At 32.5% G+C, this 26,737-nt stretch carries 28 protein-coding genes; 19 read left to right on the top strand and 9 right to left on the bottom strand.

The genetic code is table 11. The features are described 5' to 3' along the window. The first annotated feature begins 48 nt into the window (after positions 1 to 48). The 3 genes from EJ01_RS07860 (at position 49) to EJ01_RS07850 (ending at position 2,937) form a co-directional block, all read left to right on the top strand. Complete coding sequence (locus EJ01_RS07860; RefSeq protein ID WP_048081829.1) at positions 49 to 261, top strand: DUF1922 domain-containing protein; 213 nt, start codon at positions 49 to 51, stop codon at positions 259 to 261. Between the two features lie 38 nt (positions 262 to 299). Continuing rightward, on the top strand, positions 300 to 1,889 hold the full coding sequence (locus EJ01_RS07855) for a GTPBP1 family GTP-binding protein (RefSeq protein ID WP_048081828.1): 1,590 nt from the start codon (positions 300 to 302) through the stop codon (positions 1,887 to 1,889). A 427-nt stretch (positions 1,890 to 2,316) separates the two neighbouring features. Next, positions 2,317 to 2,937 carry a hypothetical protein gene (locus EJ01_RS07850; RefSeq protein ID WP_157197607.1) on the top strand — a complete coding sequence of 207 codons (621 nt, stop codon included), beginning with the start codon at positions 2,317 to 2,319 and terminating at the stop codon, positions 2,935 to 2,937. Positions 2,938 to 3,049: 112 nt separating this feature from the next. Here the strand turns inward: EJ01_RS07850 and EJ01_RS07845 are convergent, their stop codons facing one another. Continuing rightward, on the bottom strand, positions 3,050 to 3,901 hold the full coding sequence (locus EJ01_RS07845; protein WP_048081827.1) for a TIGR00269 family protein: 852 nt from the start codon (positions 3,899 to 3,901) through the stop codon (positions 3,050 to 3,052). A 220-nt stretch (positions 3,902 to 4,121) separates the two neighbouring features. Here EJ01_RS07845 and EJ01_RS07840 point away from each other — a divergent pair, with 220 nt between their 5' ends. From EJ01_RS07840 to EJ01_RS07830, 3 genes are all read left to right on the top strand, one after another. Beyond that, a complete protein-coding gene (locus EJ01_RS07840) occupies positions 4,122 to 4,427 on the top strand; it encodes an MTH1187 family thiamine-binding protein (protein ID WP_048081826.1) in 306 nt (101 codons plus the stop codon). A 258-nt stretch (positions 4,428 to 4,685) separates the two neighbouring features. Then, the gene (locus tag EJ01_RS07835; protein WP_048081825.1) at positions 4,686 to 5,207 is read left to right on the top strand and encodes a hypothetical protein; all 522 of its coding nucleotides are present in this window, start codon (positions 4,686 to 4,688) and stop codon (positions 5,205 to 5,207) included. A 306-nt stretch (positions 5,208 to 5,513) separates the two neighbouring features. After that, positions 5,514 to 6,893, top strand: a complete 1,380-nt coding sequence (locus tag EJ01_RS07830) for a DUF2142 domain-containing protein (protein ID WP_084689178.1) — start codon at positions 5,514 to 5,516, stop codon at positions 6,891 to 6,893. Between the two features lie 73 nt (positions 6,894 to 6,966). On the opposite strand, the gene EJ01_RS07825 is transcribed toward EJ01_RS07830, so the two are convergent. From EJ01_RS07825 to EJ01_RS07815, 3 genes are all read right to left on the bottom strand, one after another. Continuing rightward, on the bottom strand, positions 6,967 to 7,770 hold the full coding sequence (locus EJ01_RS07825) for a mechanosensitive ion channel family protein (protein WP_052375973.1): 804 nt from the start codon (positions 7,768 to 7,770) through the stop codon (positions 6,967 to 6,969). Positions 7,771 to 8,018: 248 nt separating this feature from the next. Further along, positions 8,019 to 9,116 carry a DegT/DnrJ/EryC1/StrS family aminotransferase gene (locus EJ01_RS07820; RefSeq protein WP_048081823.1) on the bottom strand — a complete coding sequence of 366 codons (1,098 nt, stop codon included), beginning with the start codon at positions 9,114 to 9,116 and terminating at the stop codon, positions 8,019 to 8,021. 412 nt (positions 9,117 to 9,528) lie between these two features. Continuing rightward, entirely contained in the window at positions 9,529 to 10,422 is an 894-nt protein-coding gene (locus EJ01_RS07815; RefSeq protein WP_052375971.1) for a CPBP family intramembrane glutamic endopeptidase, read from the bottom strand. 502 nt (positions 10,423 to 10,924) lie between these two features. On the opposite strand from EJ01_RS07815, the gene EJ01_RS07810 reads away from it, so the two are divergent. Then, entirely contained in the window at positions 10,925 to 12,094 is a 1,170-nt protein-coding gene (locus EJ01_RS07810; protein ID WP_048081821.1) for a tRNA (guanine(10)-N(2))-dimethyltransferase, read from the top strand. A 156-nt stretch (positions 12,095 to 12,250) separates the two neighbouring features. On the opposite strand, the gene EJ01_RS07805 is transcribed toward EJ01_RS07810, so the two are convergent. Further along, positions 12,251 to 12,943 carry a hypothetical protein gene (locus tag EJ01_RS07805; RefSeq protein ID WP_048081820.1) on the bottom strand — a complete coding sequence of 231 codons (693 nt, stop codon included), beginning with the start codon at positions 12,941 to 12,943 and terminating at the stop codon, positions 12,251 to 12,253. 363 nt (positions 12,944 to 13,306) lie between these two features. Here EJ01_RS07805 and EJ01_RS07800 point away from each other — a divergent pair, with 363 nt between their 5' ends. The 4 genes from EJ01_RS07800 to EJ01_RS07785 all read left to right on the top strand — a co-directional run bounded on the left by EJ01_RS07800 (position 13,307) and on the right by EJ01_RS07785 (position 16,563). Beyond that, positions 13,307 to 14,101 (top strand): DUF4013 domain-containing protein, encoded by a 795-nt coding sequence (locus EJ01_RS07800; protein ID WP_048081819.1) that lies wholly within the window; start codon positions 13,307 to 13,309, stop codon positions 14,099 to 14,101. Positions 14,102 to 14,269: 168 nt separating this feature from the next. Next, complete coding sequence (locus tag EJ01_RS07795) at positions 14,270 to 14,983, top strand: DUF4013 domain-containing protein (RefSeq protein WP_048081818.1); 714 nt, start codon at positions 14,270 to 14,272, stop codon at positions 14,981 to 14,983. Positions 14,984 to 15,148: 165 nt separating this feature from the next. Then, the gene (locus EJ01_RS07790; protein WP_048081817.1) at positions 15,149 to 15,868 is read left to right on the top strand and encodes a DUF4013 domain-containing protein; all 720 of its coding nucleotides are present in this window, start codon (positions 15,149 to 15,151) and stop codon (positions 15,866 to 15,868) included. 197 nt (positions 15,869 to 16,065) lie between these two features. After that, positions 16,066 to 16,563 (top strand): Lrp/AsnC family transcriptional regulator, encoded by a 498-nt coding sequence (locus EJ01_RS07785; RefSeq protein ID WP_048081816.1) that lies wholly within the window; start codon positions 16,066 to 16,068, stop codon positions 16,561 to 16,563. A gap of 55 nt (positions 16,564 to 16,618) precedes the next feature. Here EJ01_RS07785 and EJ01_RS07780 read toward each other — a convergent pair whose 3' ends face one another. From EJ01_RS07780 to EJ01_RS07770, 3 genes are read right to left on the bottom strand one after another with little or no spacing between them, the layout of a single operon-like run. Then, on the bottom strand, positions 16,619 to 16,963 hold the full coding sequence (locus tag EJ01_RS07780; RefSeq protein ID WP_048081815.1) for a hypothetical protein: 345 nt from the start codon (positions 16,961 to 16,963) through the stop codon (positions 16,619 to 16,621). Continuing rightward, positions 16,964 to 17,581, bottom strand: a complete 618-nt coding sequence (locus tag EJ01_RS07775; protein WP_048081814.1) for a DUF2953 domain-containing protein — start codon at positions 17,579 to 17,581, stop codon at positions 16,964 to 16,966. Between the two features lie 25 nt (positions 17,582 to 17,606). Continuing rightward, the gene (locus EJ01_RS07770; RefSeq protein WP_052375970.1) at positions 17,607 to 18,113 is read right to left on the bottom strand and encodes a GerW family sporulation protein; all 507 of its coding nucleotides are present in this window, start codon (positions 18,111 to 18,113) and stop codon (positions 17,607 to 17,609) included. Between the two features lie 361 nt (positions 18,114 to 18,474). Here EJ01_RS07770 and EJ01_RS07765 point away from each other — a divergent pair, with 361 nt between their 5' ends. Together EJ01_RS07765 and EJ01_RS07760 are read left to right on the top strand one after the other, a co-directional pair. Next, positions 18,475 to 19,398, top strand: a complete 924-nt coding sequence (locus EJ01_RS07765) for a prenyltransferase (protein ID WP_048081813.1) — start codon at positions 18,475 to 18,477, stop codon at positions 19,396 to 19,398. Positions 19,399 to 19,535: 137 nt separating this feature from the next. Further along, positions 19,536 to 20,918 carry an MFS transporter gene (locus tag EJ01_RS07760; RefSeq protein WP_048081812.1) on the top strand — a complete coding sequence of 461 codons (1,383 nt, stop codon included), beginning with the start codon at positions 19,536 to 19,538 and terminating at the stop codon, positions 20,916 to 20,918. A 33-nt stretch (positions 20,919 to 20,951) separates the two neighbouring features. On the opposite strand, the gene EJ01_RS07755 is transcribed toward EJ01_RS07760, so the two are convergent. Further along, the gene (locus EJ01_RS07755; protein ID WP_048081811.1) at positions 20,952 to 21,419 is read right to left on the bottom strand and encodes an HIT family protein; all 468 of its coding nucleotides are present in this window, start codon (positions 21,417 to 21,419) and stop codon (positions 20,952 to 20,954) included. 138 nt (positions 21,420 to 21,557) lie between these two features. Here EJ01_RS07755 and EJ01_RS07750 point away from each other — a divergent pair, with 138 nt between their 5' ends. The 6 genes from EJ01_RS07750 (at position 21,558) to cofG (ending at position 26,577) form a co-directional block, all read left to right on the top strand. Continuing rightward, complete coding sequence (locus tag EJ01_RS07750) at positions 21,558 to 21,863, top strand: DUF2769 domain-containing protein (RefSeq protein ID WP_048081810.1); 306 nt, start codon at positions 21,558 to 21,560, stop codon at positions 21,861 to 21,863. A gap of 9 nt (positions 21,864 to 21,872) precedes the next feature. After that, positions 21,873 to 22,889, top strand: a complete 1,017-nt coding sequence (locus EJ01_RS07745; protein WP_048081809.1) for a histone deacetylase family protein — start codon at positions 21,873 to 21,875, stop codon at positions 22,887 to 22,889. Positions 22,890 to 22,987: 98 nt separating this feature from the next. Next, on the top strand, positions 22,988 to 23,668 hold the full coding sequence (locus EJ01_RS07740; protein ID WP_048081808.1) for a DUF2100 domain-containing protein: 681 nt from the start codon (positions 22,988 to 22,990) through the stop codon (positions 23,666 to 23,668). 322 nt (positions 23,669 to 23,990) lie between these two features. Continuing rightward, positions 23,991 to 24,968, top strand: a complete 978-nt coding sequence (gene mptA / locus EJ01_RS07735) for a GTP cyclohydrolase MptA (RefSeq protein WP_048081807.1) — start codon at positions 23,991 to 23,993, stop codon at positions 24,966 to 24,968. A 23-nt stretch (positions 24,969 to 24,991) separates the two neighbouring features. Beyond that, complete coding sequence (locus EJ01_RS07730; RefSeq protein ID WP_157197606.1) at positions 24,992 to 25,426, top strand: DUF2120 domain-containing protein; 435 nt, start codon at positions 24,992 to 24,994, stop codon at positions 25,424 to 25,426. A 65-nt stretch (positions 25,427 to 25,491) separates the two neighbouring features. Beyond that, entirely contained in the window at positions 25,492 to 26,577 is a 1,086-nt protein-coding gene (gene cofG, locus EJ01_RS07725; RefSeq protein ID WP_048081806.1) for a 7,8-didemethyl-8-hydroxy-5-deazariboflavin synthase subunit CofG, read from the top strand. The last annotated feature ends 160 nt before the right edge of the window (positions 26,578 to 26,737 follow it).

Genomic DNA, 26,737 nt, shown 5'->3' with positions numbered 1-26,737 from the left:
TTAAAAATTAACACAAAAATAATATTCAATAAGTTAACACGTGATTTCATGTATCTCATATTTAGATGTAACTGTGGACGCGCAATGTACTCCAAAGAAGGAGTAATTCAAAAAAAATGCGTTTGCGGTAAAGTATTTAAGGTTAAAAGTCGGCGTATCCTTGCAAAAACTGAAGATGTGCAGTTAGCCATCCAGAAAGTTAAAGAATTACAGGAAGAGAAATACGGCGGCGCTGTTTTTACAACCGCCGATAAAATCTGATATTACTTTATTTGAGGAATTATAAATAGCTCAATCTCATGACAAGCAGCATCTATAATATTACAAAAAAAGGTGAAAGAAAAAATATAGAATTTAAAGAAAGCCTTAAAAAAGATTATCATCTTCAAAAAGATAGAAAACAGCGCCTTGCATCCCAGATGAAATACAGGATGGAACGGGGTAGCGGAGAAGCTATTTATTTTATAGGTGTAGATGATGATGGAAACCTTCTGGGACTTTCAGATGAGAAAATGGAAGAATCATTATTTGTTTTAAAAAGTATCGCAGAAGAGATAAATTCCACTATTTTAAAAGTTGAAAAGTATCCTGGAAACAACGGCGATGTAGCTCGAGTTTTTATTGGTAAAAAAGATCTTTCTAAGCGAGACCACATGCTTGTAGGTGTTGCAGGACATGTAGACCATGGAAAAAGCACACTTATTGGGACCTTGACCACCGGCAGCCTGGATGATGGCTCCGGCAGGACGCGGATATTTTTAGATCTGCAGAAACATGAAATAGAGAGAGGGCTTTCAGCAGATCTCTCCTTTGCAATTTACGGATTCTGTAATAGGGAACCTGTAAGAGTTAAAAATCCGCTGAATAAAAAAGAAAAAGCAAAGGCTGTCGAAGACTGCGATAAACTCATATGCTTTGTAGACACTGTAGGCCATGAGCCGTGGCTTAGAACAACTATAAGGGGAATTGTAGGTCAAAAGCTAGACTATGGGCTCGTTACAATAGCTGCAGACCAGGGGCCAACCCATATTACCAGAGAACATCTGGGGATTATAATGGCTATGGATTTGCCGTCGATTGTTGTAATTACCAAAATTGACATGGTAAGTGCAGAAAAAATAAAAGAGACAAAAGATGAAGTATTCAATCTTTTAAAACTTGTTGGAAGAATTCCTTACATGATAAAAACATGTGAAGACGCTAAATTTGTGGCAGAACACGCTAATCAACATCTTGTCCCAGTGATAAATGTTTCTTCATTAACTGGAGATGGCCTGGAACTTCTTGATGAATTATTTTTAAACCTTGAAGTTGAGGCAAAGGAAGAGGATTCACTAAAACCATTCATGATGTATATAGACAAAATATACTCAGTAGTAGGTGTTGGGGCAGTTGTAAGCGGAACAGTGAGACAGGGGAGAATTAAAAATGGAGATAAGCTGCTTTTAGGCCCCGATGGAACTGGAAAATTTATGGACGTTAGGGCAAAATCCATTGAAATGCACTACTACAAAAAAGATTATGCCGAAGCTGGAGATGTCGTTGGAATCTCAATAAAAGGAGCAAATATCGATGATATTAAAAGAGGCATGATTTTATGTGATCCTAACTATGAAAAACGATCTGTTAAGAAATTTGAGGCGGATGTTGCCATATTAGTACATCCAACAACAATTAAAGAAGGTTACGAATGCATAACTCATATAGAGACAATTGCAGAAACTGTTATCTTTGAACCTCTTGATAAAGAGTATATGTCTGCTGGAGATACAGGTAAAGTTAAAATGCAGTTTAAATATAGGCCTTTTTCTGTTAAAGAAGGTCAGAAAATCATATTTAGAGAAGGTCGGAGTAAAGGAATAGGTACAATCACCAGGATCATTGAATGAGAATTAAGTTACGTTAAAAAATAAGATCTAATTACTCTTTTTAGGATAAATGAGTTAATATCTACCTACTTTTTATTCCCAAAAACATCGCATTTTTTAATGTAATATTTTTTCATAGTTAAAATTTTAAATTGTTTTAAAGGCTTATTATATTATACCAATCATTTTAAACTGATTAAAACGTATTTTAATGCTTAATTACAAAGTTATTAATACTGGAAATAAGAATATTACTAATAAGATATTACATATTAACTTTTGATCATTTGACACCATGCCTTCAATTTACTTTTCCAGGTTAACTCCATTTAAACATCAAACTATTATTAAACTAAACTACGCCCCTAATCCATTTAAATTCCATAAAAACCTAACTGGAGGTGATTGAATAAATAAAATTATAGGAATTTTGTTATGCCTGTTAATGATGTTCTCAGCAGTTAGCACTAGCTCTGCAGCCGTTATAGGCAGCACTTCATACGGTTATGTAGAAAAGTTTACCTATGGAAACCCCAATTCTAACGTTAAGATTGTATATATAACCGGAGTTCACCCCATGGAGGATGAATTCAGCTACGATGTAGCAAATGTTGTGAGAAACAGATCAAATAGCTTAAACTACAGATATATAATCTATAAAGTCCATGTAACTAAATCCGCGTCAAACTATACTCAAGGAAGAATGAACGGACAGCTGCTGGCACAAAAATTCGTTGTCCCTGATGTAATTAGAATCAAACCAACATTTGTATTTGACGTTCATGAAAACCACGGCGCTTCAAGCGGATATAAATATTACAGGTTCTTATATCCAATATCAAAAGGTTCTTACACACTTGGAATTGCTAGATCTATAACTTACAGACTGCCGTCACTGGTAATTTACACTCCACCAAATCCAACAAGCCCTCAGTATGTCACTGTACCAATTGCAAATAAAGGAACACCTGTTATAATTTACGAAACATATCATTTCGATTCAGCTTCCAAAAAGCTACAGGATGCAAGAAGATTCGTAAATGCAGTTGACAATACCTATTTTAGATAACTTTCATCCTTTATTTTTTAATTTTTGGATCAAGCTACCCTAAATAATTATTTATCTTTCAATCAATACATTACAAATATCTATTAACGTTTCAATCACATAACCACACAAACTAACCGTCCAAATAACCATTAATCTCTTCAAGCATTTCACATGCTTTACAAATATCCATTGAAGATGGTTCACCGCATTTTTTACACTCATACAAATTCGCTGGCTTCTTTTCAAACTGGAATGTTTTGTCAAATGATCTAAGTATATTCACTTTGGTTCCCTTTCTCTCGGACTCCATCTTGTTTAAAAATCCCTTTATTTTAGACCTTGCAGACAGGTGAGAGTAAGGACATTCTGCAAAATGAACGTCTATATCATTTAAAACTGCCCATGTTCCTACATCTTTTTCAGGTACATTCCAGAGAGGTTTAATTCTTGGAATGAGTTTTTCATGAATGGTATTCAGCTTAGGTCCAAACTTTGAAAATCTTCTAAAATCCGCCCTTGCAAATGTCATAAGGAATGATTGTATTTCATCATCAAGGTTGTGACCTGTTGCAATTTTACAGGCTCCAACTTCATAGGCTGTTTTGTTCAGTAAGTATCTCCTGAAAACTCCGCATGGTATACATGCACTCTTATAAAAACTAAAAATATCATCAAGTTTAAAATTAAATTCATCTAAAAACGATTTTTCAATTAATTTAACCCCTATTTCTTCAGCATTTTTCCTTGCTGCTTCCACACCTTCATTTCGGTATCCAGAAATTCCTTCATCAATAGTTATGGCCACCAAATCAAGATTATATTCCTCTTTAAATTTGTTCAGTATATGTAATGTTAGAATACTGTCTTTTCCACCTGAAAGGGCCACTGCAACTTTTTCATTATGTGCCAGCAGCCCATATGTTTCTATTGTTTCCTTCACATTGTTTTCAATGTTTTTGTTGAATTCTTCCTGAGCAACCATAACAGATCAAAATAGGTTTGCAGATTATTTGAGAAATAGTTTATGTTAGATTAAAAACTTCTGGAGAATTTTCTTAAAATCATTGGAAACTCATGAAAAAAAGAATTTTCAAGACATCTACTGCTTTGCAGTTTACAATTTTAAACCTTAAGAACCTTTAATTTTTGTTATTTATTTCACTTAAAAATGTTGATATACTAAATTAAACATATAATTTATTATGATATCTGCAGAACTAACCATAGTCCCAGTTGGGACATGTGATACAAGCATAAGTAAATATATAGCTGCTGCTACATCTGCATTAGAAGATAATGGCATTAACTATAAGCTAACAGGAATGGGCACTTTAATTGAAACAGATAATCCGGACAAACTTTTCACCGCAATAAAAGCCGCTCACGAATCCATATTTAGAGAAGGCGTACAAAGAGTTGAAACCCATGTAAAAATAGACGACCGAAGGGATACAGACAAAACAATGGAAGAAAAAGTGGGTTCAGTTGAACAAAAAATGGGAAAATAACCATTTCCAGGTAAATAGCAGCATTTAATTTTAATTTTTTAACCTAATTTGAATGCCGGTTAATATCAAACCCTATTTTTCTAATTAAGATAATATAAAAGCAAATTTTATTCTAATTTACAGTTCTATTCGTTTAATGGGGTTACTCCACATCACTTTCCATATCCAAGATATATCTAAAAAAATTTATATTCAATGGAAATAATCCCAATTATACTCAATCACATTATCACAATTAAAAAATACAGAGGTTATCATTTGAATAAGATTGTACTCATAGTTCCAGTTTTAATTTTCATAATTGCCATATCTGGTTGTACTTATGAAGACAGGGGCCCTGGCGTAAACAATATCTATAATAAAAGCGGAATTTACTTTGAATATCCCCATGAATATACAATTAAAGAAGTTAATAGTACAAATGGAGTATTTGTAGAAGGTGTAAGCGCCTGGGACTATAACTGCACATTTAAAATATCCAAAGAATCCCTTGATAGTGCTGGAAAAGTTAATGGAGTAAGTATAAAAGATCTTAAAAACACTGCTAACCTTACTAAAGCCAATTATACAGTTGAAGAAGTTCAAAATATAACCATAAACGGCACCCAAGCTCTTGATATAATTTATGCCCATTACAGCGTCCCATATGTTAAATATGAGTCAATATATTTTGATAAAAACGGGAAAAGATACAATATATTATTTGAGTATAACGGCGTTGGAGTTACGGATACTCGAGCAGTTGTAGCAATTACAGGTACTTTTAAAGTGCTCGAATAGTTAATTATTTTTTCTAAATTTTTAACCGCATTTTACTTTTAATAGATATCACATGTTAAATTGAGCAATTCACCATAATATAATTAAAGAAAGTTTAAATTTGTTAGTTTGATAAATTCACTAAAATAAAGCAAAACTTTTTGAATACTCATTGATACCCAACATTGTACCTAACAAATGGTCAGATTTCATAGTTGAAGTCAATAATACATTATCCAGATACGGGATGAAGTGTAAGTAAAATTAAATACAAACGGAATATTTTGCCGGTTTACTTTTTATATAATTAAATCTATATCTCTTGTGATGAATAGAATTAAGAGTTTAAATCCACAGTATGTATTTATTATTCTGGGATTGATTTACGGAATAGCTTTTTTAGTATTAATTCCTCCTTTTCAGGTTCCTGACGAATATGAACATTATTATAAATCATGGGATATAAGCAATGGACATCTAATTCCTGAAAAAATAGGAAATAAAGCAGGAGTTTCAGTTCCCGAGTCTGTAAAAATCATGACAGACAACGTCTATCAAAAATGGAAATACTACATTTTAAACAATCAATCAATGAACATGGAATACCTGTTAAATCTTCCACTTAAAAGCAGTACTAATACTTTTGTAGATATTTCAAAGTATGCTGTGGTAACTTATTCTCCACTCCCATATTTAGCCTCTGCATTAAGTATAGCTCTTGGAAAACTGTTTGATTTATCCCCATTAATATTGCTGTATTTAGGGAGATTCGGAAATCTATTACTATGGTTACTCATCATATTTTTAGCAATTAAAATAACTCCCATATTTAAATGGGGTTTCTTAGCCATAGCTTTAATGCCAATGACACTATTTCAGGCAGCATCTCTTTCAGCAGACTGCATAGCTATCTCATTATCGTTTCTTAGCATTGCAATTTTCCTTAAATTAGCCCTAGATGACAATATTAAAAAAATCACCCGAAAACATATTTTAATCATAATTTCAATTGGTTTACTGTTAGGTTTAGCTAAAATGCCATACATAATGCTGATTCTCTTATTCTTCTTAATTCCATCAAAGAAATTTGAAAGCAGAACAAAAATGTTTCAGATATTTGGACTTACATTTTTACTTGCAGTTTTAATCATCGCATTCTGGAACTTTATGGTTAATGGACTATACATGCCTCTTGATCCCGGAATATCCATCAAAGATCAATTACTTTGTATTTTACATTATCCCGTTGACTTTATTCAAACCATGTTAAACACTTCATCCCAATATGCAGGAGAACTTCCATTTATAGTGGTTGGTAATTGGGCTTATGCAAATTCACCTATCCCTAACCTGATTTACTACATATATTTCTTTATAATACTTTTAGTAGCTGCTTTTGATAAAGGCTCTTTCAAAATAAGTCTTAAACAGAGATATATTATTTTAGGATCATTTTTGTTAATTGCAGGCACTATTTTCATCCTTGAATATCTTACATGGACATATACTGGAGCACCAGTAATACACGGGATTCAGGGCAGGTATTTAATTCCAATATTACCTCTGCTGTTCCTAACTTTATATGAAAAAAGCGAGCGAACTAAAAATAGATTGCTAGTTGAGTTGATGATGAGCTTGTTTATCATCTTAATCCTGTCAAAAGTAGTGTTTATATTTATAAACTATTACTATGCGCTTTATTTCTAAAATAAAAGAAAATTCCCAAACATTAGTGTTTGGGTACAAAATTTTTAATTCTGGACAGAAAATTGTATCTGAATTACTTTGGTACTCCTTCTCCAGGTTCACGGAATTCTTCCTCGTTTCCACCTTCACCTTTTTCTTCTATTTTTTCTTTGGTTTTGCTTTCTCCAGTCTCTGCCATTTTTCGTAAATAGTCTGCTACAATATCTTTAGCTCCTACTCCCACTGAAATTCCTATTGCAATTGCTATACCTGCAGAAATTCCCCATGCCAGCGGAACCAGGAAAGTATATATAATTGCAGTTTGAATACGCCATTGGTCTAATGCAATTACAATTACCACTACAGAAAGCAGTGCTTGTAATCCAACAACTATCCAGTTAGTAAATGGAACATCTTCACCTTTTAGCATGCTTCCTACCCATTTCATGAGGAAGTTAACTGCTATTAATCCTATAACAAGTACCAGTACACCTGCTATAAGATTGGGTATGTATAACACTACTGCATTCAGGAAATCTGCGAAAATTGGTATGTTTAAGACGTTTACAGCGGCCATTATGAATATCAAATATATGAACCATTTAAACAGTGAACCAAATAGCCCAGATATGGTCATTCCCGACTTCTCCAATGTTGTACCAAAGTCAGTTTTGCCCACTGTTTCATCAATATTGGTTTTCTGGAGTAGTTTAGATAAAAGCCCACCACCTACACGCCCTACAATCCATCCAATTATCAGGATTATAATAGCGCCAATTAAAGCCGGCAGGAATTGAATTACCATATTTACAGAATTTGTAAGGCCTTGTTGTACATTTTCAAAAACCACGTTATCAACCTCCAAAAAAATCTCTGATTTTTTTGGGGTTCCAAACATATTGTGTTTGAGAACCTCCACGCATTATACAATTATTATATGATAGGTACTATAAAAAATTAATACTGAATTAATAAAAAGTATTAATAATTATTTAAGGCACATTCCTATTTAAAAAATAATCATAAAAAATGATAAAATATTAAAAATAAATCTCAGAAATAACTATTTTTCAAAAAAAGTAAAAATAAGGTTATATCTTACTAAAAAACAATTATCCAGTTTTATCAAAAAATAAAATTTTTAAATTATTTAAAAATTTTATCCGAAGCATCTTGAAGTACAGATACTATTTTTCCAAAATCTTCAGCAGTTAAGGTAGGATTTACAGGGAGAGATAAAACTTCAGCCGCTGCTTTTTCCGCTTCAGGACAGTCAGCCGTGTACCCCAAATCTTCATAAAGTTTTTGGTTGTATATGGTCCTAGGATAATGGACTCCCGTTCCAATTCCTTCATTGTTTAAAAATTCTTTTAATTCATCTCTTTTACCATCTTCTACCCTTACCGTGTACTGGTGGAACACATGCCTAACATTTGACGCCACATATGGTGATTCAATACCTTCAATTGAATTTATATGCTCAGTTAAATATTCTGCATTTTCTATTCTCTTCTCATTGAACTCTTCAAGCCTTTTAAGCTGAACAACCCCTATTGCCGCTGCAATATCAGTCATTCGGAAGTTATATCCCAATGTAACGTGTTCATATCTTTCACTTTCACCATGAGCTCGTATAGCACGTGCATCTTTGTCAAATGCATCATCATCAGTAGTTATTATACCGCCTTCCCCAGTTGTAATATTTTTTGTAGGGTAAAAGCTGAAACACGCCATATCTCCAATGGATCCTACCTTTTTACCGTGGTAAATAGCTCCATGAGCCTGTGCAGCGTCTTCTATTACTTTTAAGTCATGATCTTCCGCTATTTTGCATATCTGATCCATATCTGCAGGCTGTCCGTACAAATGAACCGGTAATATAGCCTTTGTTTTATCTGTTATAGCTTCTTCAATTTTTTCAGGGTTTATATTATATGTTTTAGGGTCTATATCCACAAATACAGGTTTTCCGCCAGCATAAAGAACAGAATTTGCTGTTGCAGCAAAGGAAAACGGAGTGGTTATTACTTCATCGCCTTTACCAATTCCAGCACAAAGAAGAGCAACATGTAATGCTGTGGTCCCAGAACTTGTAGCAACAGCATGCCTAGTGCCGACATATTCTGCAAACTTTTCTTCGAATTCAGCAACTTTTGGCCCTTGTGCAATGAATCCCGATCTTAAAACAGCCTCTACTTCCTTAATTTCTTCATCACCAATAAATGGTTTAGCAATTGGTATCATCAAGTATCACCTTTAATTAATCAAGATTAGATTTAAGATAGTGAATAACGTCCTATAAGCTTATAAATCTTATTTAAGCTTTAAATTATATAAATTCAAATTTATGTAAGTCAATTGATTTAAATTGATTATTCACTATAAAAAAATAAACGATAAACATCAAACAACAATTATTATCTCACCCATCGTTTATTTTTATAATATTTATTTCAACTTTCAAATATTTAAAGTGGCTTGAGTTATCTAAATTTTTATTTTAAAATGCTAGTTTATTATTTGAATGCACTTTTTCAATTTAAATTAGGCCGAATTAAAAATTAATTGGTTTAAAATTAACCATTTTTTAGATATATTTCCTAAAATTACTTTTTGCATATCTTCTAAAAATAGATAAAAAGTAATTTAAATAAATTTAATTATGTTCTGCATCTTCCCATCTGAATATATCCCTTAATTTATCTTTTTTATTCCAGAATATAATTATCACTGCAATTACAGCAGCTGCTGCTGTTGTAAGAATATCACCCGAAGGACTGGATGACGTCATCATGATAGAAGGTAAATTACCAAATATTCCGTCGGGAGTACTGACTATGAGCACCGCATAAAGATTATTCATAACATGTATTCCAATTGCAGTTTCTATACCGTCTTCCCCCAAAGTTATAATACCCAACGCTATACCAATTATAACTGTCTCAATTAATGGAAATACGCTTAAAGTCATACCTGTCCCATTCATAATGTGTCCAAAGCCGAACAAAAATGAAGTAGCAAGAAGAGGTACAATTGGTTTTTTACTTAATAAACCCACTCCCTGCATTAAATATCCCCTGAAAAATACTTCTTCAAAGGAGGCCTGTATTGGAAATGTTATTAAACTTAAAATTAAAAGCATTCCAAATGTACTGGGGTTAAAAGTTACTTCATAACTTGCAGGATTAATCAAATAGAAGATTAAAGTTAACATTCCCAATATTAAAAACCATAATACCGCCCCTTTTATCATTCTGGCCCAATTAATTTGTGATTTAGTAGTAAACAATGATATGAATGGTCTTTGATGTAAAAAACGCGTGCAAAGATAAAAAACAAAGTACGAAGCTGCAAAGCCAACTAATGCCAGTGCTACCAGAAACATCGAATTCGATTGAATAGATTGAATATTTAAACCCACTGCAGAAATACCATTTTGCATAATTAAAAATACTACAAAAAGCACAGCCACAAGAATTCCTACTATTCCCTGTATTCCCCATGTCGCTACAATCGTAACAATGTATCTCCACCAGCTATTTTTACCCAATTCTGCATTATATAAAAATGGAATTTTTGATATAATTATTCCCCCATTAGATCTAGTACTAGAGTATAACTATTTGTATTTAATTATTAATAACATTCATTTGATTTATAGTGAATAACCAAACGTTCTGGATTAGTTGATCTATAAAAAATGTATTTGTGTGCTTTAAAACTAAACCTAAATTTATTAAGTTTAAAAAGTATGTTATTCACGGTAACATAAATAAGTTGTATAAAATCATATTTACTTTTATTAGAAAAATGATTTAGCCTGATAAAAATAATTAAATTATAATGCAGTTCGGTTTGTTTTAAAAAATCTAATTTTAAATTAATTGCAGCACTTTAAATAATTTAATTTTCAGGGAAATGAATTTAAAGTTATAAAAGATTAAATTAATAAATAAATTCATTATATTTTAATAATTCTAAAAAATTTGTATTTGATTAAATTTACCTATTCAATTTATTTAAAAACAATCATAAAAGGGCATGGTTAAATTATGGACACTAAAATTATTCATGAAGGGCTTGTAACGATTAAAACCCCAGAATTTGATAAAGTATCGTCTAAAGCTCCCGTTTTTTACAATCCAGTAATGGAACTTAACAGAGACATATCTGTAATTGCAATAAAGACATATCAAGACGAATTAGAGCATGAAATTAGCATATGTGATGCTTTTGGAGGAAGTGGAATCAGAGGCGTGAGATATGCAAAGGAGATAGAAAATGTCTCCAGGGTAGTTGTGACTGATATAAACCCCCGGGCAATCCAATTTGCAAATGAAAACATCAAAATAAATGAGTTAAACAACGTAAAAGCATGCAAAGAAGATGCAAACATCTTACTTAGAAAATGCAAAGGAAAATTCGACATTGTTGACATAGATCCATTCGGAACTCCTTCTTATTACATGGAATCTGCAGGAATTAGTTTAAAAGCAGACGGAATGATCTGCGCAACGGCTACTGACACTTCAGGGCTATGTGGGACTTATAAAGATCCGTGTGTTAGAAAATACGGCGCTATGCCACTTAAAACTGAATACTGTCATGAGTTAGGGGTTAGAATTCTTGCAGGATTTATTGCAAGGACATTTTCCAAATATAAAAAGTGCATTGAGATATTATTCTCACACAGCACCGAACACTACATGCGAATTTATGCAAGGGTCAAAAAAGGAGCAAAGATAACAGATGAATCCCTAAAAAAGGACATAGGATATATATTGCACTGTGAAAACTGCCTAAACAGAACTGTAGTTCAAGGTATAACTCCCAAAACCAGTTCTATCTGTCCAGTATGTGGTAAAAATTTTAAGACTGTAGGTCCCCTGTGGTGCGGCAGTATTTTAGATCAGCAGTTTATAGAATCAATGCTAAAAAATATGGAAAATACAAAAATAAACCAGGAAAAAAAAGTGTCTAAACTTTTAAATATGACATATGAAGAAGCAAACGGCCCTGCAACTTTTTATGACCTTCACCAAATATGTAAAAAAATGAAAACAAGCTCTCCTCGTCTTGATGCTGTTTTAGAATCAATTAAAGAAGAGGGATACTTCGTATCAAGAACTCATTTTAAACCTACGGGAATTAAGACAGACGCCCCTGTGGATAAACTAAAAGAAGTAATTTCGTGCTTAAATGAAACATGTGACCCTGCTTAATACTATTTGAAACAGATAACCCAAATATGACTTTGAAATCTCTAAGTCTGAGAAGTACGTTTATGTAATTGAAAAAAAATAACTTTTCATATTTTAAAATCTAAAAATAAAAGGAGTAAAAACTTAAAAAAATAATTTTAATGCTTAAAAATGAATTTATTCATAATCAAGCATCCCGTGTGTATAATAATACTGGAGCGATGAAGCGTGCGACAGCTCGAAATTCCTGTAAGGGTCACCTATGTACGGTAATAGCATCCCTTTAAGCGTATAATAATATGCAGGGATTATTCCATATTCTCTTCTCACTATATCAAAAAACAACGGATATCCGCAGCCCTGAGTTATCATAGGGTTTCCACTTCTTGCCGTTCCGTGCCATACCATTGGAATAGGGCCTACCTGACCATGTTCCTTTGCAAGTTCATAGACATGATCCATCGCCCCTTCATAGGTGTTGTAGACTTTTCCATCGGATTTGTAGGTATATCTTCCATCAGGAACACCGAATAAAGCAACTTTAAGTGAATCAAAATAGTTTACATTACCTGCAGCACCGTTACCCTGAGTATCATGGAACGCCAGTTCTATTATATATACATCTCCTTCTTTATAGCTACGATAGTTCGAACTTCCAGCAAAGTGCACAACTAGAGCACATTTTGACCCTCTCTCCTCCGCATATTTTGCAAGTAGTTCAGAGTGCGGATGTCCAGGGTACATATCTGGATTAGCAAGTTTAACGAATCCTAGCCTTCCTAATGGTTCTATATCTCCATTTGCACTTGAAGCATAGATATAACCCCCAATAAGTAATAATATTACTATAACGACTATTCCCCATTTCATTTGTTCACCTGCACTTTGCATATGTGCAATAAATATTAATTTAATTTGTAATAATTGTAAATATTTGCTTAAAGCTAATTATTTTTGTTCTTTCCGTTTTAAATTAAAGTTCACTAATCTTTAAATATCATTTTTCATTATAGTAGTTAAATTTTTGCCCTATTAGTGATCTTAATTAAAATAAAATACTTATAAAAAACCGAAAAAAACACTTATTTATTGAAAATAAAAGCAAGACAAACTAAATATTTACTTTTTAATTATTAAATTTTATTATTTTTGTTAAACATTATCACTTAATATATGCTGAGCTTAATAAAATGAATTGGCATATGCCAAAATTAAAAAAAAGGAGGTTAAACTATGGATATTGGAGATTTAGTCTCAGATGCCTTAAAATACCCACTATCAGACTGGACTAAAATTTTAATGTTAGGAATCATCCTGGTGATTGCGGGCATAGGAAACATATCAAGGTCATTCATGGCAGACAGTACATTAATATCAGTTTTAGGGATTATTGGATTTATTGTTGGATTATTAGGATATGGTTACTTCTTTAAAATCATAAAATCAAGTTTAGCAGGAATTTCAGAGCTTCCATCATTCGATGAATTTGTTACTATGTTTATAGACGGCATTAAAGTAGCTGTAGTCGGTTTTGTTTATTCAATACCTGCCGTTATATTAATACTAATCTTTGCAGCATCAATTATAATATCATTAATTTCAAACCCATCATCAATTCCTATAGGAGCACTTATTGGGGCTGGAATTGGAATTATCCTTGCAATGTTATACATGCTTATAATTACCCCAATAATCGCAGTTGCAGTGGCAAATATGGCCTACAATGACAGTGAATTTAGTGCAGCATTCAGATTCAGTGAAATATTCGACAAAATCGGGACCATAGGATGGGGAAACCTTATACTATGGTATATGGTGACAATAATTGTTTATATAGTCATTGCTGCTGTAGGCGGAATTATAACTGGCCTTTTCAGTTTAATTAGCCCCGTACTAACAGTAGTGTTAATGGCATTAATTGTAACACCTTATCTACAGATGTATGTCGCTAGATCAGTAGCATTGCTATACAGTTCTCAAGATGTGATATATGGATCCCAGCAAACAGGAACTGCACATTCAAAATAAACAAATTTCTTTATTTTTATTTTTTATCCTTATTTCAAATATAAAATCCGCTTTTACAGTGTCTATAACTATCACTAATTTTTATTTTGTTAAACATTATCTTTATATACGTGAATGATTCAAATAACAAATTGGCTTATGCTAAAATTAAAAAGGAGGTAAATAAATATGGACATAGGCGACATAATAGGAGATGCAGTTAGATATCCCTCACAGGACTGGAAAAAAGTAGTTACATTTGGTGTATTTTTCCTTTTAAACTATGTAATTATTGGAATTTTATTCTGGCCAGGATATGCACTTAGAGCATTGAAAGCAACCTTAGCAGGTTCAGATGAGCTCCCAGAATTTGGTGACTGGGGCGAAATGGTTATAGACAGTCTTAAATTAATTATAGTTTCTATAGTATACAGCATTATACCAGCGATAGTAATATTAATAGGCATATTCGGATCAGCAGCTTCAATACAAAATTTAGGAAGTTTAATGTCACCAGCAGCAGCATTGGGCCTGATAAGTGGAGTTGTCCTTATCGGTATAATCCTTGAGATTATATTCAGTTTAGCATTAATACTGGCAATAGCAAATATGGCACTTTACGACAGCGACCTTGGGGCAGCATTCAGATTCAGTGAAATAATTGATTTAGCTAAATCAATTGGATATGTAGACTACATAATCTGGTTTATAGTGATGATCATTGTAGGAATTGTTGTAGGAATTGTAGCAGGTATTTTAAATGTTCTTGTCATTGGACTACTCTTAACTCCATTGATAGTTATGCCATACGCATATCTATTATATTCAAGATCACTTGGATTATTAGTTACATCAGAAGACCTATTTGCAACAGAAGAAAGAACTACATACGCAAGGGAATAAATTCCTTTTTTATTTTTTTTATTTTTTATACTTATTTTAAATTTAAAATGCATTTTGCAATATATACCCATCACCCTTCTATTTTGCTGAACATTATCTTTATATAAGTGAATAACTCAAATAACAAATTGTCTTATGTCAAAATTAAAAAAGAGGTGAATAAATATGGACATAGGAGAAAATATATCAGATAGTATTAGATATCCCACATCAGATTTGGGAAAGCTTTTGATACTAGGAATAATAATGATTATCCCCTTAGTGAATTTTATAGGTATGGGATACTTTTTAAGGGCTTTGAAATCAAATTTAGCTGGAATATCAGAACTCCCCAACTTTGATGATGTTGGTGAATTATTCATCGAGGGCCTTAAACTATTCATAGTAGGAATAATTTACAGCATTCCAGTTTGGATAATAGCTGCAGGCTTAGGAGCAGGTCAAAATGTGATCATGAATGCAGGCATGCTTTCTGGAGCTGCATTATATGCATTAATCCTAGGATACATAATTTATGTGATATTAGCCATCATCATAGGGTTTATAGAGATTATTGCAGTAGCCAATCTGGCATATAACGATGGAGAATTTAGTGCAGCTTTTAGATTCACTGAAATACTTGGTCATATATCCCAGATCGGATGGGCAGATTATATAATTTGGTATATCGTAGTGGTACTGGTATCTTTAATTATTGGTTTAATTGCAGTAGCTATCACATTTGCACTCGCCATTACACTTATTGGTATCATATTAATTCCAGTGCTTCTCATTTTAGTAATATCATACATCTCACTGTTCTATGCAAGATCCCTATCCCTGTTATTCTTGTCCCAAGAAAAAATATACAGTTATCAAGAATCAGTCCAAGAACCTTCAAAATAAACCTATTTTCTTTTTTTTATTTTTGATAAAATTCAACTTAAAATTTAGATTTTCCTAAAAAGATGTTTTTTTTAAATAATTATATATTTTCATCAAACCAATTAATTTTATAAGAATGTGCAACGTATTTAAATTATAAATTGACAATATGTAAACATTGTTCATAATTTTCATTAATTAAAAATACAGTGATAAAAATGAGAGATGACGAGGGACCAACCAAACTAGATGAAATTGACAGGAAAATTCTTAACTTATTAAATGAAGACGGAAGAATGTCTTACAGGAAGATTTCACGTGAATTAGACATATCCGTAGGTACAGTTCACAATAGAGTTGATAAATTTACAAAAACAGGAATCATTAAAAAATTTGTTCCACTTCTAGATCACTCCAAAGTTGGATATAAATTAACTACTGTAATTGGCGTTAAAGTCAAAGGCGGAGTTTTACGAAACTGGGAAGATAAAACAGCCTATAACAAAAATGTACTTGGCATATATGATGTTACTGGCGAATATGATGCCATATTAATAGCTAAATTCAGAGATACAACCGAACTTGATGCTTTCATAAAAGAACTCTTAAAAGAACCAGATGTACAGAGAACATACACTCAAACCGTTTTAAATATAGTAAAAGAAGATCTGGGATCTTCCGAAATCATCGAAGAAGAAGAAAATAACGAAAGTTAATCTCTAAAAAGTAAACTACTACTTATTTTTTTAACCTCAAAAAAATGGATGGTAATTACTGTTTTTTACTTTCTTTAAAGACCATCTCTATAAGTTCATCAGAATCAATTTCTTCTCCTGTAATTGAAACAGCGTATTTTTCTCCAGACTCTTCTATTACCAGCGCAACAGGAAAAATTTCTATCCCTCTGAAATTAGGCATGTTATTTCCTATAGTTACAACTTCAATTATTGGATAGATAGTTCTATCCGCTGCTCTAATCTGTTTTCCAACTACTTTATCCCATTTGGGCATTTCTATATTACAATTTCCGCAAAAATCTTTAAACATGGAGGATATATCTTTTTTGTCCCTATTTTCGCGGTTAAATATTTTTTTTGTGCCACATAAAAGATTCATTTAAATAAACACTCCTCTCAACTTTCTAAGTTCCCAAATGAGGGATCTAACGGGTCTCTTAGTTAAAACATTTAAAGACGTTGCAACAATCCTAAGTAGCCTTAATTTCACTTTAATATTTAATGAGCCTTCTAACCTGTCATTTTTAAGATCAGGCTCTACCGAAAAATATGTATTCGGAATTACATTTAAAATTGCAGCTATAGAATAGAGAAATCCCCCAACTAGGGCCGTATCTGCAGCTTCTCCCAATCCAAAAATAAGATTAAATGTGATTCGTTCTATAGAAATAGATCTTAAAGAAGACTCCATTATATCCATAAAATAAGGTAAAGATTCTATAAAATCAGGAATAACTTTTGGAAGCATATCCGGAAGTACATCGAGAAGTTTTTTAAAATCAAATTTACGCTTAGGCTTTTTTTCTTTCTTTTCTTCTTTAGGTTTTATAAGTTCTCTGTCTATAATCTTGATTTTCCACCACTTAATTTTTAAATAGCCCTGATTAATTTTATTTTGCCTGAATAATTCCAAAGAAATATGAAAAGGAACCACCAGAATCCCTATTATGATCAGCACTATAATAAGAATTATGATGGCCGCAATGATGTTTACCAATTATGATCCACTCTCTTTTAAAATATTACATTCTAGGTTCTGAACCAGGGCCTCGAGGTGTTACACCTTTAGATTCTCCTTCACCCTGACCTCCCATTTCTTCTTTTCCTTTTTTGGCCATTTTCATTCCTTTTTTCATTACTCCTTCAGGGCCGCCTTCTTCTTCCACCATTTTTTTAATGCCGTGTCCTACGTCTGTTGCCATTTTAGCTAGAGGCCCCATACCATGTACAGATAATATTTGAACACCTTCTGGACCTTTTATATCTTTAAATGCAACTATTACAGATACAGGACTTATTCCTGCTCCACCACCGGCACCTGCTCCTTTTCCTTTATTATCGCGCATGCCGCCCATTCCAGCTCCAGTCCCAAACATCAACCCTACTTTAGTTATTGGAATTATTACTTTATCATCTATTTCCATTGTTTCTCCTATCACATTATCAGTAGCTAAAACTTTCAAAAGTTCATCTATAGTTGTTTTAATGACATCAGTCATTTCCTTCATATCTCCTTCCATTTCTGCCATAAAAAATCTACCTCCAAAATTTATTCTATTTCTAATATGTGATCATAACTATTTATAATTTAGTAATACTAAATTACCTAAAATACATTGTAATTATTATCCATGAATAAAAAAAAGCCAAGTTAAAAAATAAAGTTGTCATCAGTAACTTCATTATAATCATTAATTCTCTTTTAACATCAATTACACGCGTAAAAAGCTGTTAATATAGGATATTGATGTTTTAAACATCCCAATTACCAGTATTTATGAAATAAACATGCCCACAAACAAAGACCTTAAATTTAATTTATTACAAATATAGTAAAAAAGTAATATTAGGTTTGATAAACTTAAATTATGTAATTTAGAGGGACATATAATGAATTTAAATTATGATAAACTAGTTAAAATTGTTAAACTGGGGCGTTTTCATTTTCTACTGGGAAGCTTTCTGTATTTTTGTATTGGAGCATTCCTTGCAGTTATACTGAACGCTGAATTTTCTTTAAACAAGTTTTTACTGGGTTATGCTATTTTATTTACTGCACAGCTTTCTATGCATTACAGCAACGATTATTTTGATTTAGAAGCAGATAAATATGGTAAACCCAGCCAATTTGCAGGTGGAAGCGGAATTTTAGTTAAAAATCCAGAACTTAAGAAATTTTCAAAATGGTTTTCAGCTGCGCTTTTAAGCTTATCTTTAATCATTGCCGCAGCATTTGTGTTATTATTTTCCTATTCTATATGGTTCTTTTTGTTTATGGTGTTTGCAAACCTTTTAGGATTGTTTTACGCTGCTCCCCCAATTAGATTATCCTACAATAAACTGGGAGAACTTGCAACCATATCTGCAGGTTTCGTGATGCCTGCTATAGGCTACTTAACATTAATGGGAACAATAGACATGCCTTTTATTATTTTTTCAATGCCTCTTCTACTTTACCAGATGTTGTTCATAAGTGCAGTTCAAATTCCAGACATGGAAGGGGATAAACTTGGAGGTAAAATTACCTGGATTGTATATAAAGGACGTAAATTTGGCTTTAAAATAATTGCGGTTTCAGGAATATTAGCCACATTGTCTTTTTTTAGTATATCAAGTACCAGTTTGTATCCCTCAATTTTAAATTTTAAAATTGTTGCACTTATCTCAATAATTCCACTTAGTCTTGCCATATTAAGCTATTTAAGAAGAACAGAAAATAGAAAAAATGCGATACGTCTTGTAAATCAAAATATTATATCTTTAACTATATTTTTAACCCTAACAAACTTCTATTTTTTGTATCTCATTAAATAAATAGAATATATTAATTAATTTGTTATACAAATTACAAATAGAGCATGACAAAAATTATAATCTCATTTAAATGCTAGAACTCTAAATTCAATCTGAAAATAGATTTAAATTATGATCAATTAATTTGGAACTACAAAATGAAAAATAATGGGCTTAAAAACATAGTTTTAATCACTGTGGCACTTGGCTCTTTCCTTGTACCATTTATGGGAACTTCATTAAATATCGCTATCCCCTCAATTGGTACAGACTTTGCTTTAAATGCTATTTTATTAAGTTGGATTCCAACCATATTTATTTTAGCTAATGCTGCATTTATACTCCCTTTTGGAAGATTAGCTGACATACATGGAAGAAAAAAGATTTTTACCTACGGGGTTGTAATTTTTACATTTGCCTCATTTCTTGCTGCAGTCACCCCTTCTGCAATTTTACTTATCATATTTGTATTTTTACAGGGTATGGGCTGTTCAATGATTTTTGGAACAGGAATAGCTCTTATTTCTTCAGTTTTTGAAGAAAAAGAAAGGGGAAGGGCATATGGAATTTATGTTACATCAGTTTACACCGGAATTTTCAGCGGATTGATACTGGGCGGATTTTTAATTCAACAATTTGGATGGAGAATTATCTTTATATTCAACGTCCCTTTTGGTCTTTTAATACTTTCAATCATTTTATTGAAGTTTAAATCAGAATGGGCAGGATGTAAAGGAGAAAATTTCGATTTTATAGGAGCAGTACTTTTCATTTTCATAATGGCAACATTGATGCAGGGATTCTCCACACTTCCAGATGGAAATACAGGCAAATATCTAATACTAGCAGGTATTTTAGGAACTCTGATCTTTATAAAATATGAAAATAGATTAAAACACCCTCTTTTAAGGATTTCTATCTTTAGAAACACATTTTTTACTATTTCAATAATTTCAATTTTAATAATTAATCTTGGAACTTCTGCAATGACCTATCTGTTAAGCCTTTATCTTCAATATCTAAAACTGCTGAGTCCCAATGCTGCAGGAATCATTCTGGTTTTACAACCCCTATCTGTAGCCGTTTTATCCCCCTTTGCAGGGAGAGTATCAGATAAAGTTGAAACCAGCACAATTACATCCATAGGAATGGGTATCACAACTATCGGCCTTTCCTTGTTCATTTTCTTAAACGAAAATACCCCATTATATATAATAATTTTAGGATTAATCCTTGTTGGAACTGGCCTTGCACTTTTTTCGTCCCCCGCCACCAATGCAAGCATGAGCTCTGTAAGCAAAAAAACTTATGGAACTGCTTCGGCAACTGTTTCAACCATGGTATTTACTGGTCAACTGCTGAGTATGGGAGTTGTACTTCTAATTTTTGCAATGTATCTTGGAAATGTCCAGATAACATTCCAGTATTATACGACATTTTTAAAAAGCTTAAATATTGCATTCCTTGTTTATACAGCAGTTTGCTTTGTAGCAATATTTGCATTGATTTTAATGGGTAAAAATAAGAACTCAATTGGGTAATAATTAAAATAACTAAAACCATCCCATTAAAATCTATATCTCAAAATTATCTTTTATTTCTTTAATGATTTTTATCCGGACATCTTCTGCAACTTTACGGATGCCCCCTTTTGCTTTCATTGTACTGGATCCAAAACAGGGGTCTTCAAAAATAAGGCCTTTAAATTCCGTTTTTTCTTTATATCTAGGTATCATATGCCAGTGCACATGTGGATCTGGAGGATCTTTACGGTAAGAAGAATTCATCAGACAGCCCCAGTTAAACATTGTGGAATTAAATGCTTTTTTAAGTGCATATTCTAATTTTTTAACAATTTTACTAAATTCAAGCCATTCTTCGCCCTTTAATTCTGCCAGATCTCCCTCAAATCTTTTTAAAGCTATAACACATGTTCCAAGGTTCCTTTGATCAGGTGCGAGTAAAATAATCCAGTAGTCTGTTTCAGCTAGTAAATCTCCATAATTATAATCCTTTAATTTTTCAAAATACTTGCATTCCATACCCATTCCCTTCCTGGCGTTTATATTAAAATATACTGAATTTAACACATTTTAATTTTATTAAATATATGAATTTTTTATTAAACTTACAGCATCATTTAATACATTCAAATTTCAAAAATATAAATTAAGAGCATTATGAAATTTGAGGATTTAAAAAACGAATTGAATAAAATGAGCAGTTCAGATAAAGATAAATTCCTTGCAGAATTAAGGAAGGATTGTATCTGCCATGAATGCCCAACTTACAATAACTGTACACGAAAAAGCAAAGAGCTACTTTTCTGTATTTTAGGTAAAAGTAATTGTCCAATGGATGAAAGAGCATGTCTATGTCCCCAAGACTGCAGTGTACATCAAAAATATGACATGAAGTTGTCCTTTTACTGTTCAAGAGGTAAAGAAACAGAAAGACGTGATGAACTATATACAATAAATATATAGGTGTTTAAGTTGAATGCACTTGTCTACTGCGATGATTATAAAAAGCATGATACTGGAAACCATCCTGAAAACAAAGAACGTTTGAATGCCATAATTAATTCTCTAAAAAAGGAAGGTATTTTAAGTAAAATTCATTGCATTTGTCCTCCATCTGCAACAAAAGAGGATATTTTAAGAGTTCATTCCAAAGCTCACGTTGAACAAATTAAATCTTTCTGCCAGAATGGGGGAGGCTATATAGATTATGACACATATGCCTCTCCCCAAACTTACGAAATTGCAAAACTTGCAGCTGGCGGCGCAATTAAAGCGGCAAATTTAGTTTTAAATGATTACAACAGTGCATATGCAATTGTAAGACCTCCAGGACACCACGCGACAAGAAATAAATCTAGGGGATTTTGTATATTTAATAACCTGGCCATATCTTTAGAATATTTAAGGCATGAACACAAAATTAAAAAATTTTTTATATTTGATTTTGATGTTCACTTTGGAAATGGAACATCCGATATATTCTATAAGGACCCTGATGTCTTTTATATCTCTATTCATCAAAATCCAAGAACATTATTTCCAGGAGATGGATTTGTAGAAGAAATTGGTAAGGGTAATGGTGAAGGCTGTAATTTAAATATTCCAATGGCCCCGGGATCAACTACCGATGATTATATTTACATTCTGGATAAAATTCTTGAACCTGCCGCATCTAAATTTAATGCAGACTTTTATTTTATGGATGTTGGGTTTGACGGCCATGCAGATGATCCACTTTCAAGTCTATCTCTTACTGATGAGTTCTATGAATATATAGCAGGGAAAATGATGGGCATTGCAGGTTCATTAGCTCTAATTTTAGAAGGAGGATACAACTTAAACATTCTTTCGAGGTGTAATGTTAAAATGATAAACGCACTAAATAATATAAGCCATGATAATTATAAACATGAACTGAAAGTTTCAGAAAGTACAAAGAATACGTTTAATAAAATAAAAGATGTATTTTCGCCATTTTATGAATTTTAGGTCTTATACTAATCAATGAGGAAATATAAATAAGTTAAATAAATATTAACACATCAAAGAATTATTTTCTCCACAAAATTTAATTAACGGTGATATTTATGGAAAAACTTAGACTTCATCAAGCTCAGTTACTAATTAAAGAAGCAGGAAAATCTAAAACTACAGGTGAAAAATTTAAAGCCCCCAAAGAAGGAAATATAGACGTTAATCTCTTTGGAGAAATGTTAGATGAACTGATTGAGGCAGAAGAATTTATTTATTCAAGCAGGCCTTCCCACAAACTCAATGAAAATGATGCGAACTTATTTTGCGGGAAAATTTTAAATGTGAGAAATAAAATAGACAGTATGCTTGCGAATTTTGGAGTTATCGAAAAAGAAAGCGTTGAAGAAGAGATTAAAAAATTATCTGAGGGTCTTTTAATATTAACAAGTAAAGGAAACTTTAGAAAAATGATATCCAAGTTCGGAGTTGACGCTCAGCAGATACTTGTTGCAGGTGTACCTCTTGAAGTAGAAGATATGAAGATTATCAATCCTAAAATTCCTGAAGCTGCGTTAGGGGCAATTTCAAAGAAAATAGAACACGTGAAAAATGATATTAGTAGAAAAATGAGCAGCATTAACTTAGAAAAGATTTTAGTAATTATTGAATCAGATAAAGCAAGCGAACTCCTTGGTAAAAGAGCAGAAGAAATTTATAATGCAAATGTAGTTACCTTAGACAATTTAAAGGACTTAACGCCAGAAGAATTTAAAGATATAATAACCAAAATTTAAGCTTTATTTGAGTGAAATATAATTAATATTCTTCCATTTAAAGTATTTCAGTACTAAATTTATTTTTATTTTGCTTTGAAAATGGTTTTAATAAAGATTTAATAATTATTTAATTACCTTTATAAATCATTAATCAGTATTTAAAATTATAAATAATTAAAAAACTAAAGATATAAAAAATTGATTATCAAATTAGATATATTAAACTATCATCATATTCCATATTGACAGTTTAGTAATACTAAAAAAATGGTTAATTTATGATTTACTTAAACATTTAAGTTCTAAAATACTAAATGATTATCAATCGGGGTGAAAAATTTTGTCTATCACATGTTTTCCAGACACACAAGATAAAGTACCCACTATCCCTGTACATCTTACAAGGGTCGGAGTTAGCGGGGTTAAAAAACTTTTAAAAATTGAAAGAGAAGGGAAAAGACCCATAGTACTTCTACCTACCTTCGACGCCTTTGTGGATCTTCCAAGTACGCAAAGAGGGATCCACATGTCCAGGAACCCAGAAGCCATTAGCGAAGTTCTTCAAGAAGCTATGGAAAGCACAGCAGTTGAAATAGAAAATGTATGTGCGGAAATAGTAAGTCTTCTTCTTAAGAAACACAAATACGCAAGAAGGGCAGAAGTAAGCATGAAAAGCGATTTCATGTTCATGAAAAAATCTCCTGTTACAAAAATGAAAACTCAGGAAATGACCAAAATCATGGCAGACGCCAGCGGTTACAGAGATGGAGATAAAGTCGTGATAAGAAGGATGATCGGTGCTGAGGTTGTCGGAATGACAGCATGCCCTTGCGCGCAGGAATCCATAAAAGAGAGTTCACGACAGAAACTTCTAGAGTTTTTAGATGAAGAAACAACTGAAAAAGTCTTAAATACTGTATCTCTTGCATCGCACAACCAGAGGGGAAGAGGTATGATCATGATAGAAGTCCCAGAACAGCATATGATCCGTGGTGAAGACCTTATAAGGATTATAGAAGACTCAATGAGTTCTTCTGTATGTGAACTTCTTAAAAGGTCCGATGAAAATGCAGTTGTGGTCCATGCGCATGAACATCCAATGTTTGTTGAAGACTGCGTAAGAAATATGGTACAGAAGATTGTGAATGAATATTCTCACCTTCCAGATGATACATTAGTAACTGTAAGACAGATAAATGAGGAAAGTATACACCGACATAACGCATTTGCAGAAAAAGTCGCCATGTTAGGTGAGCTAAAGTACGAAATTGAAGGTATAGAAGAAAATAATCAGTCGGCTAAAACAATTTGTAACTGAGATCATTTTGGAGAGGATACTAAGTGAAGCCAATACACAAAATTGCAGGTCAGGTAATGGGTGATTTAGAGGCATTCCATGGATCAAAACCTGCTATAGATGCAGATAATATTCTCATTGTAAGAGGAATGTCAAGAAAGCGATTTAATGAAGAACTGGACGAAGTTCTTTCAAATCTTTTAAAAAGTATGGGTGCGCGCCAGATAGATATGTTTTCTGAAGAAGGAGGGAACATCATCGGCATAATGGATGAAAGAATAAGAGAAAGCGTCGATATTCCCGGTGAAACTGATATTACTGGAGTTTATCTGCTTAAAGAATCTTTAGAAGCCATGAATTGTAATGTAGCATATACATTAGGCCTCGTTGATAATGTTGGGACTTTTATCGTTACATGGAAAGATAAAAGTGGAATAGGCCCTCAGTTCGTGGAAGTGGTCGCTGCAAATATGGAATAATAATTTTTTCCCTCTTTTTTTATAAACTTTAAATTACTATTTTTACAAATTAAACGGAAGATAGCATGTCCGAGTACTCAAAAGAAGAAATAATATCCCTTTTAAATGCGAAAGGTAAAGATATTCTATCTATAATTTCTACCGCAGAGTCCAAAAGGGATACTGACACAATTACATATTCTAAAAATGTCTTTTTACCACTTACAGATATCTGCAGAAATGAATGTGGATACTGTACATTTAAAAAAACTCCTGATGATAAAGAAGCAAGAATTTTAATGGATTATCCTGAAATTTTTGATATTTTAAAGGAAGCAGATAAATATAACTGCAGGGAAGCTCTTTTTACCTTTGGAGAACGTCCAGAAGAAACTTCCCAAGTAAAATCAGCTCTTGAAGATAAAGGATACTCCAATATGGTCGAATACCTTTACTTTATCTGTGATGAAACCCTAAAAAACACGGGACTTTTACCCCACAGTAATCCTGGAGTGCTAAAAAAGAAAGAAATGGAAGTATTAAAGGAAGTAAATGCATCTATGGGTTTAATGCTTGAAAATACAAGTAACAGACTTATGAAAACTATTGTGCATGAGAAAAGTCCTGGAAAAGATCCAAAGTTAAGGATTAAAACAATTGAAAATGCGGGAAAATTAAATATTCCATTTACAACAGGACTGCTTATTGGAATAGGAGAAACAATAGAAGAAAGAGCTGAATCACTCCTTGAAATAAAACGTATTAATGATAAATACGGCCATATCCAGGAAATTATCATTCAAAATTTCAAGCCAAAACCAGGGATCCCCATGGAATCATGGAAAGAACCATCTGTAATTGAAATGATAAAAATGGTTGCTGTAACCCGACTTTTATTCCCAAATACTGGAGTTCAAGTCCCTCCAAACTTAAATAACCACAACGCACAGGTATTTCTCCTTGCAGGTGCTGATGACTGGGGAGGAGTTTCACCACTTACAAAGGACTTCGTAAATCCAGAAGCTCCATGGCCGGAATTAGAAGATCTTAGAAAAATGACAGAAGAAATGGGACTATCTTTAGATGAAAGGCTTCCAGTCTATCCTGATTTTATATCCTCTGAATTTTTAAGTGATAGAATTATGGAAAAGATAAGTTCTTTTAATCTATAGTTTTTGATCAAACACTCGAAAATCTCTGATTTTCGGTGCTTGCAAATCTTTGATTTGCAGCCGTGAAAATTGAAAATTTTCACATGCCCCAAAAAAATCGGAGATTTTTTTGATGGCTTTTTCTAAAAAGTTTGAGTGATAGGATTAAAAAAGATAATTC

The sequence above is a fragment of the Methanobacterium veterum genome (assembly GCF_000745485.1).
In the GTDB taxonomy this organism is placed as follows: domain Archaea; phylum Methanobacteriota; class Methanobacteria; order Methanobacteriales; family Methanobacteriaceae; genus Methanobacterium_D; species Methanobacterium_D veterum.
This window is presented reverse-complemented; position numbering and strand designations above follow the sequence as displayed.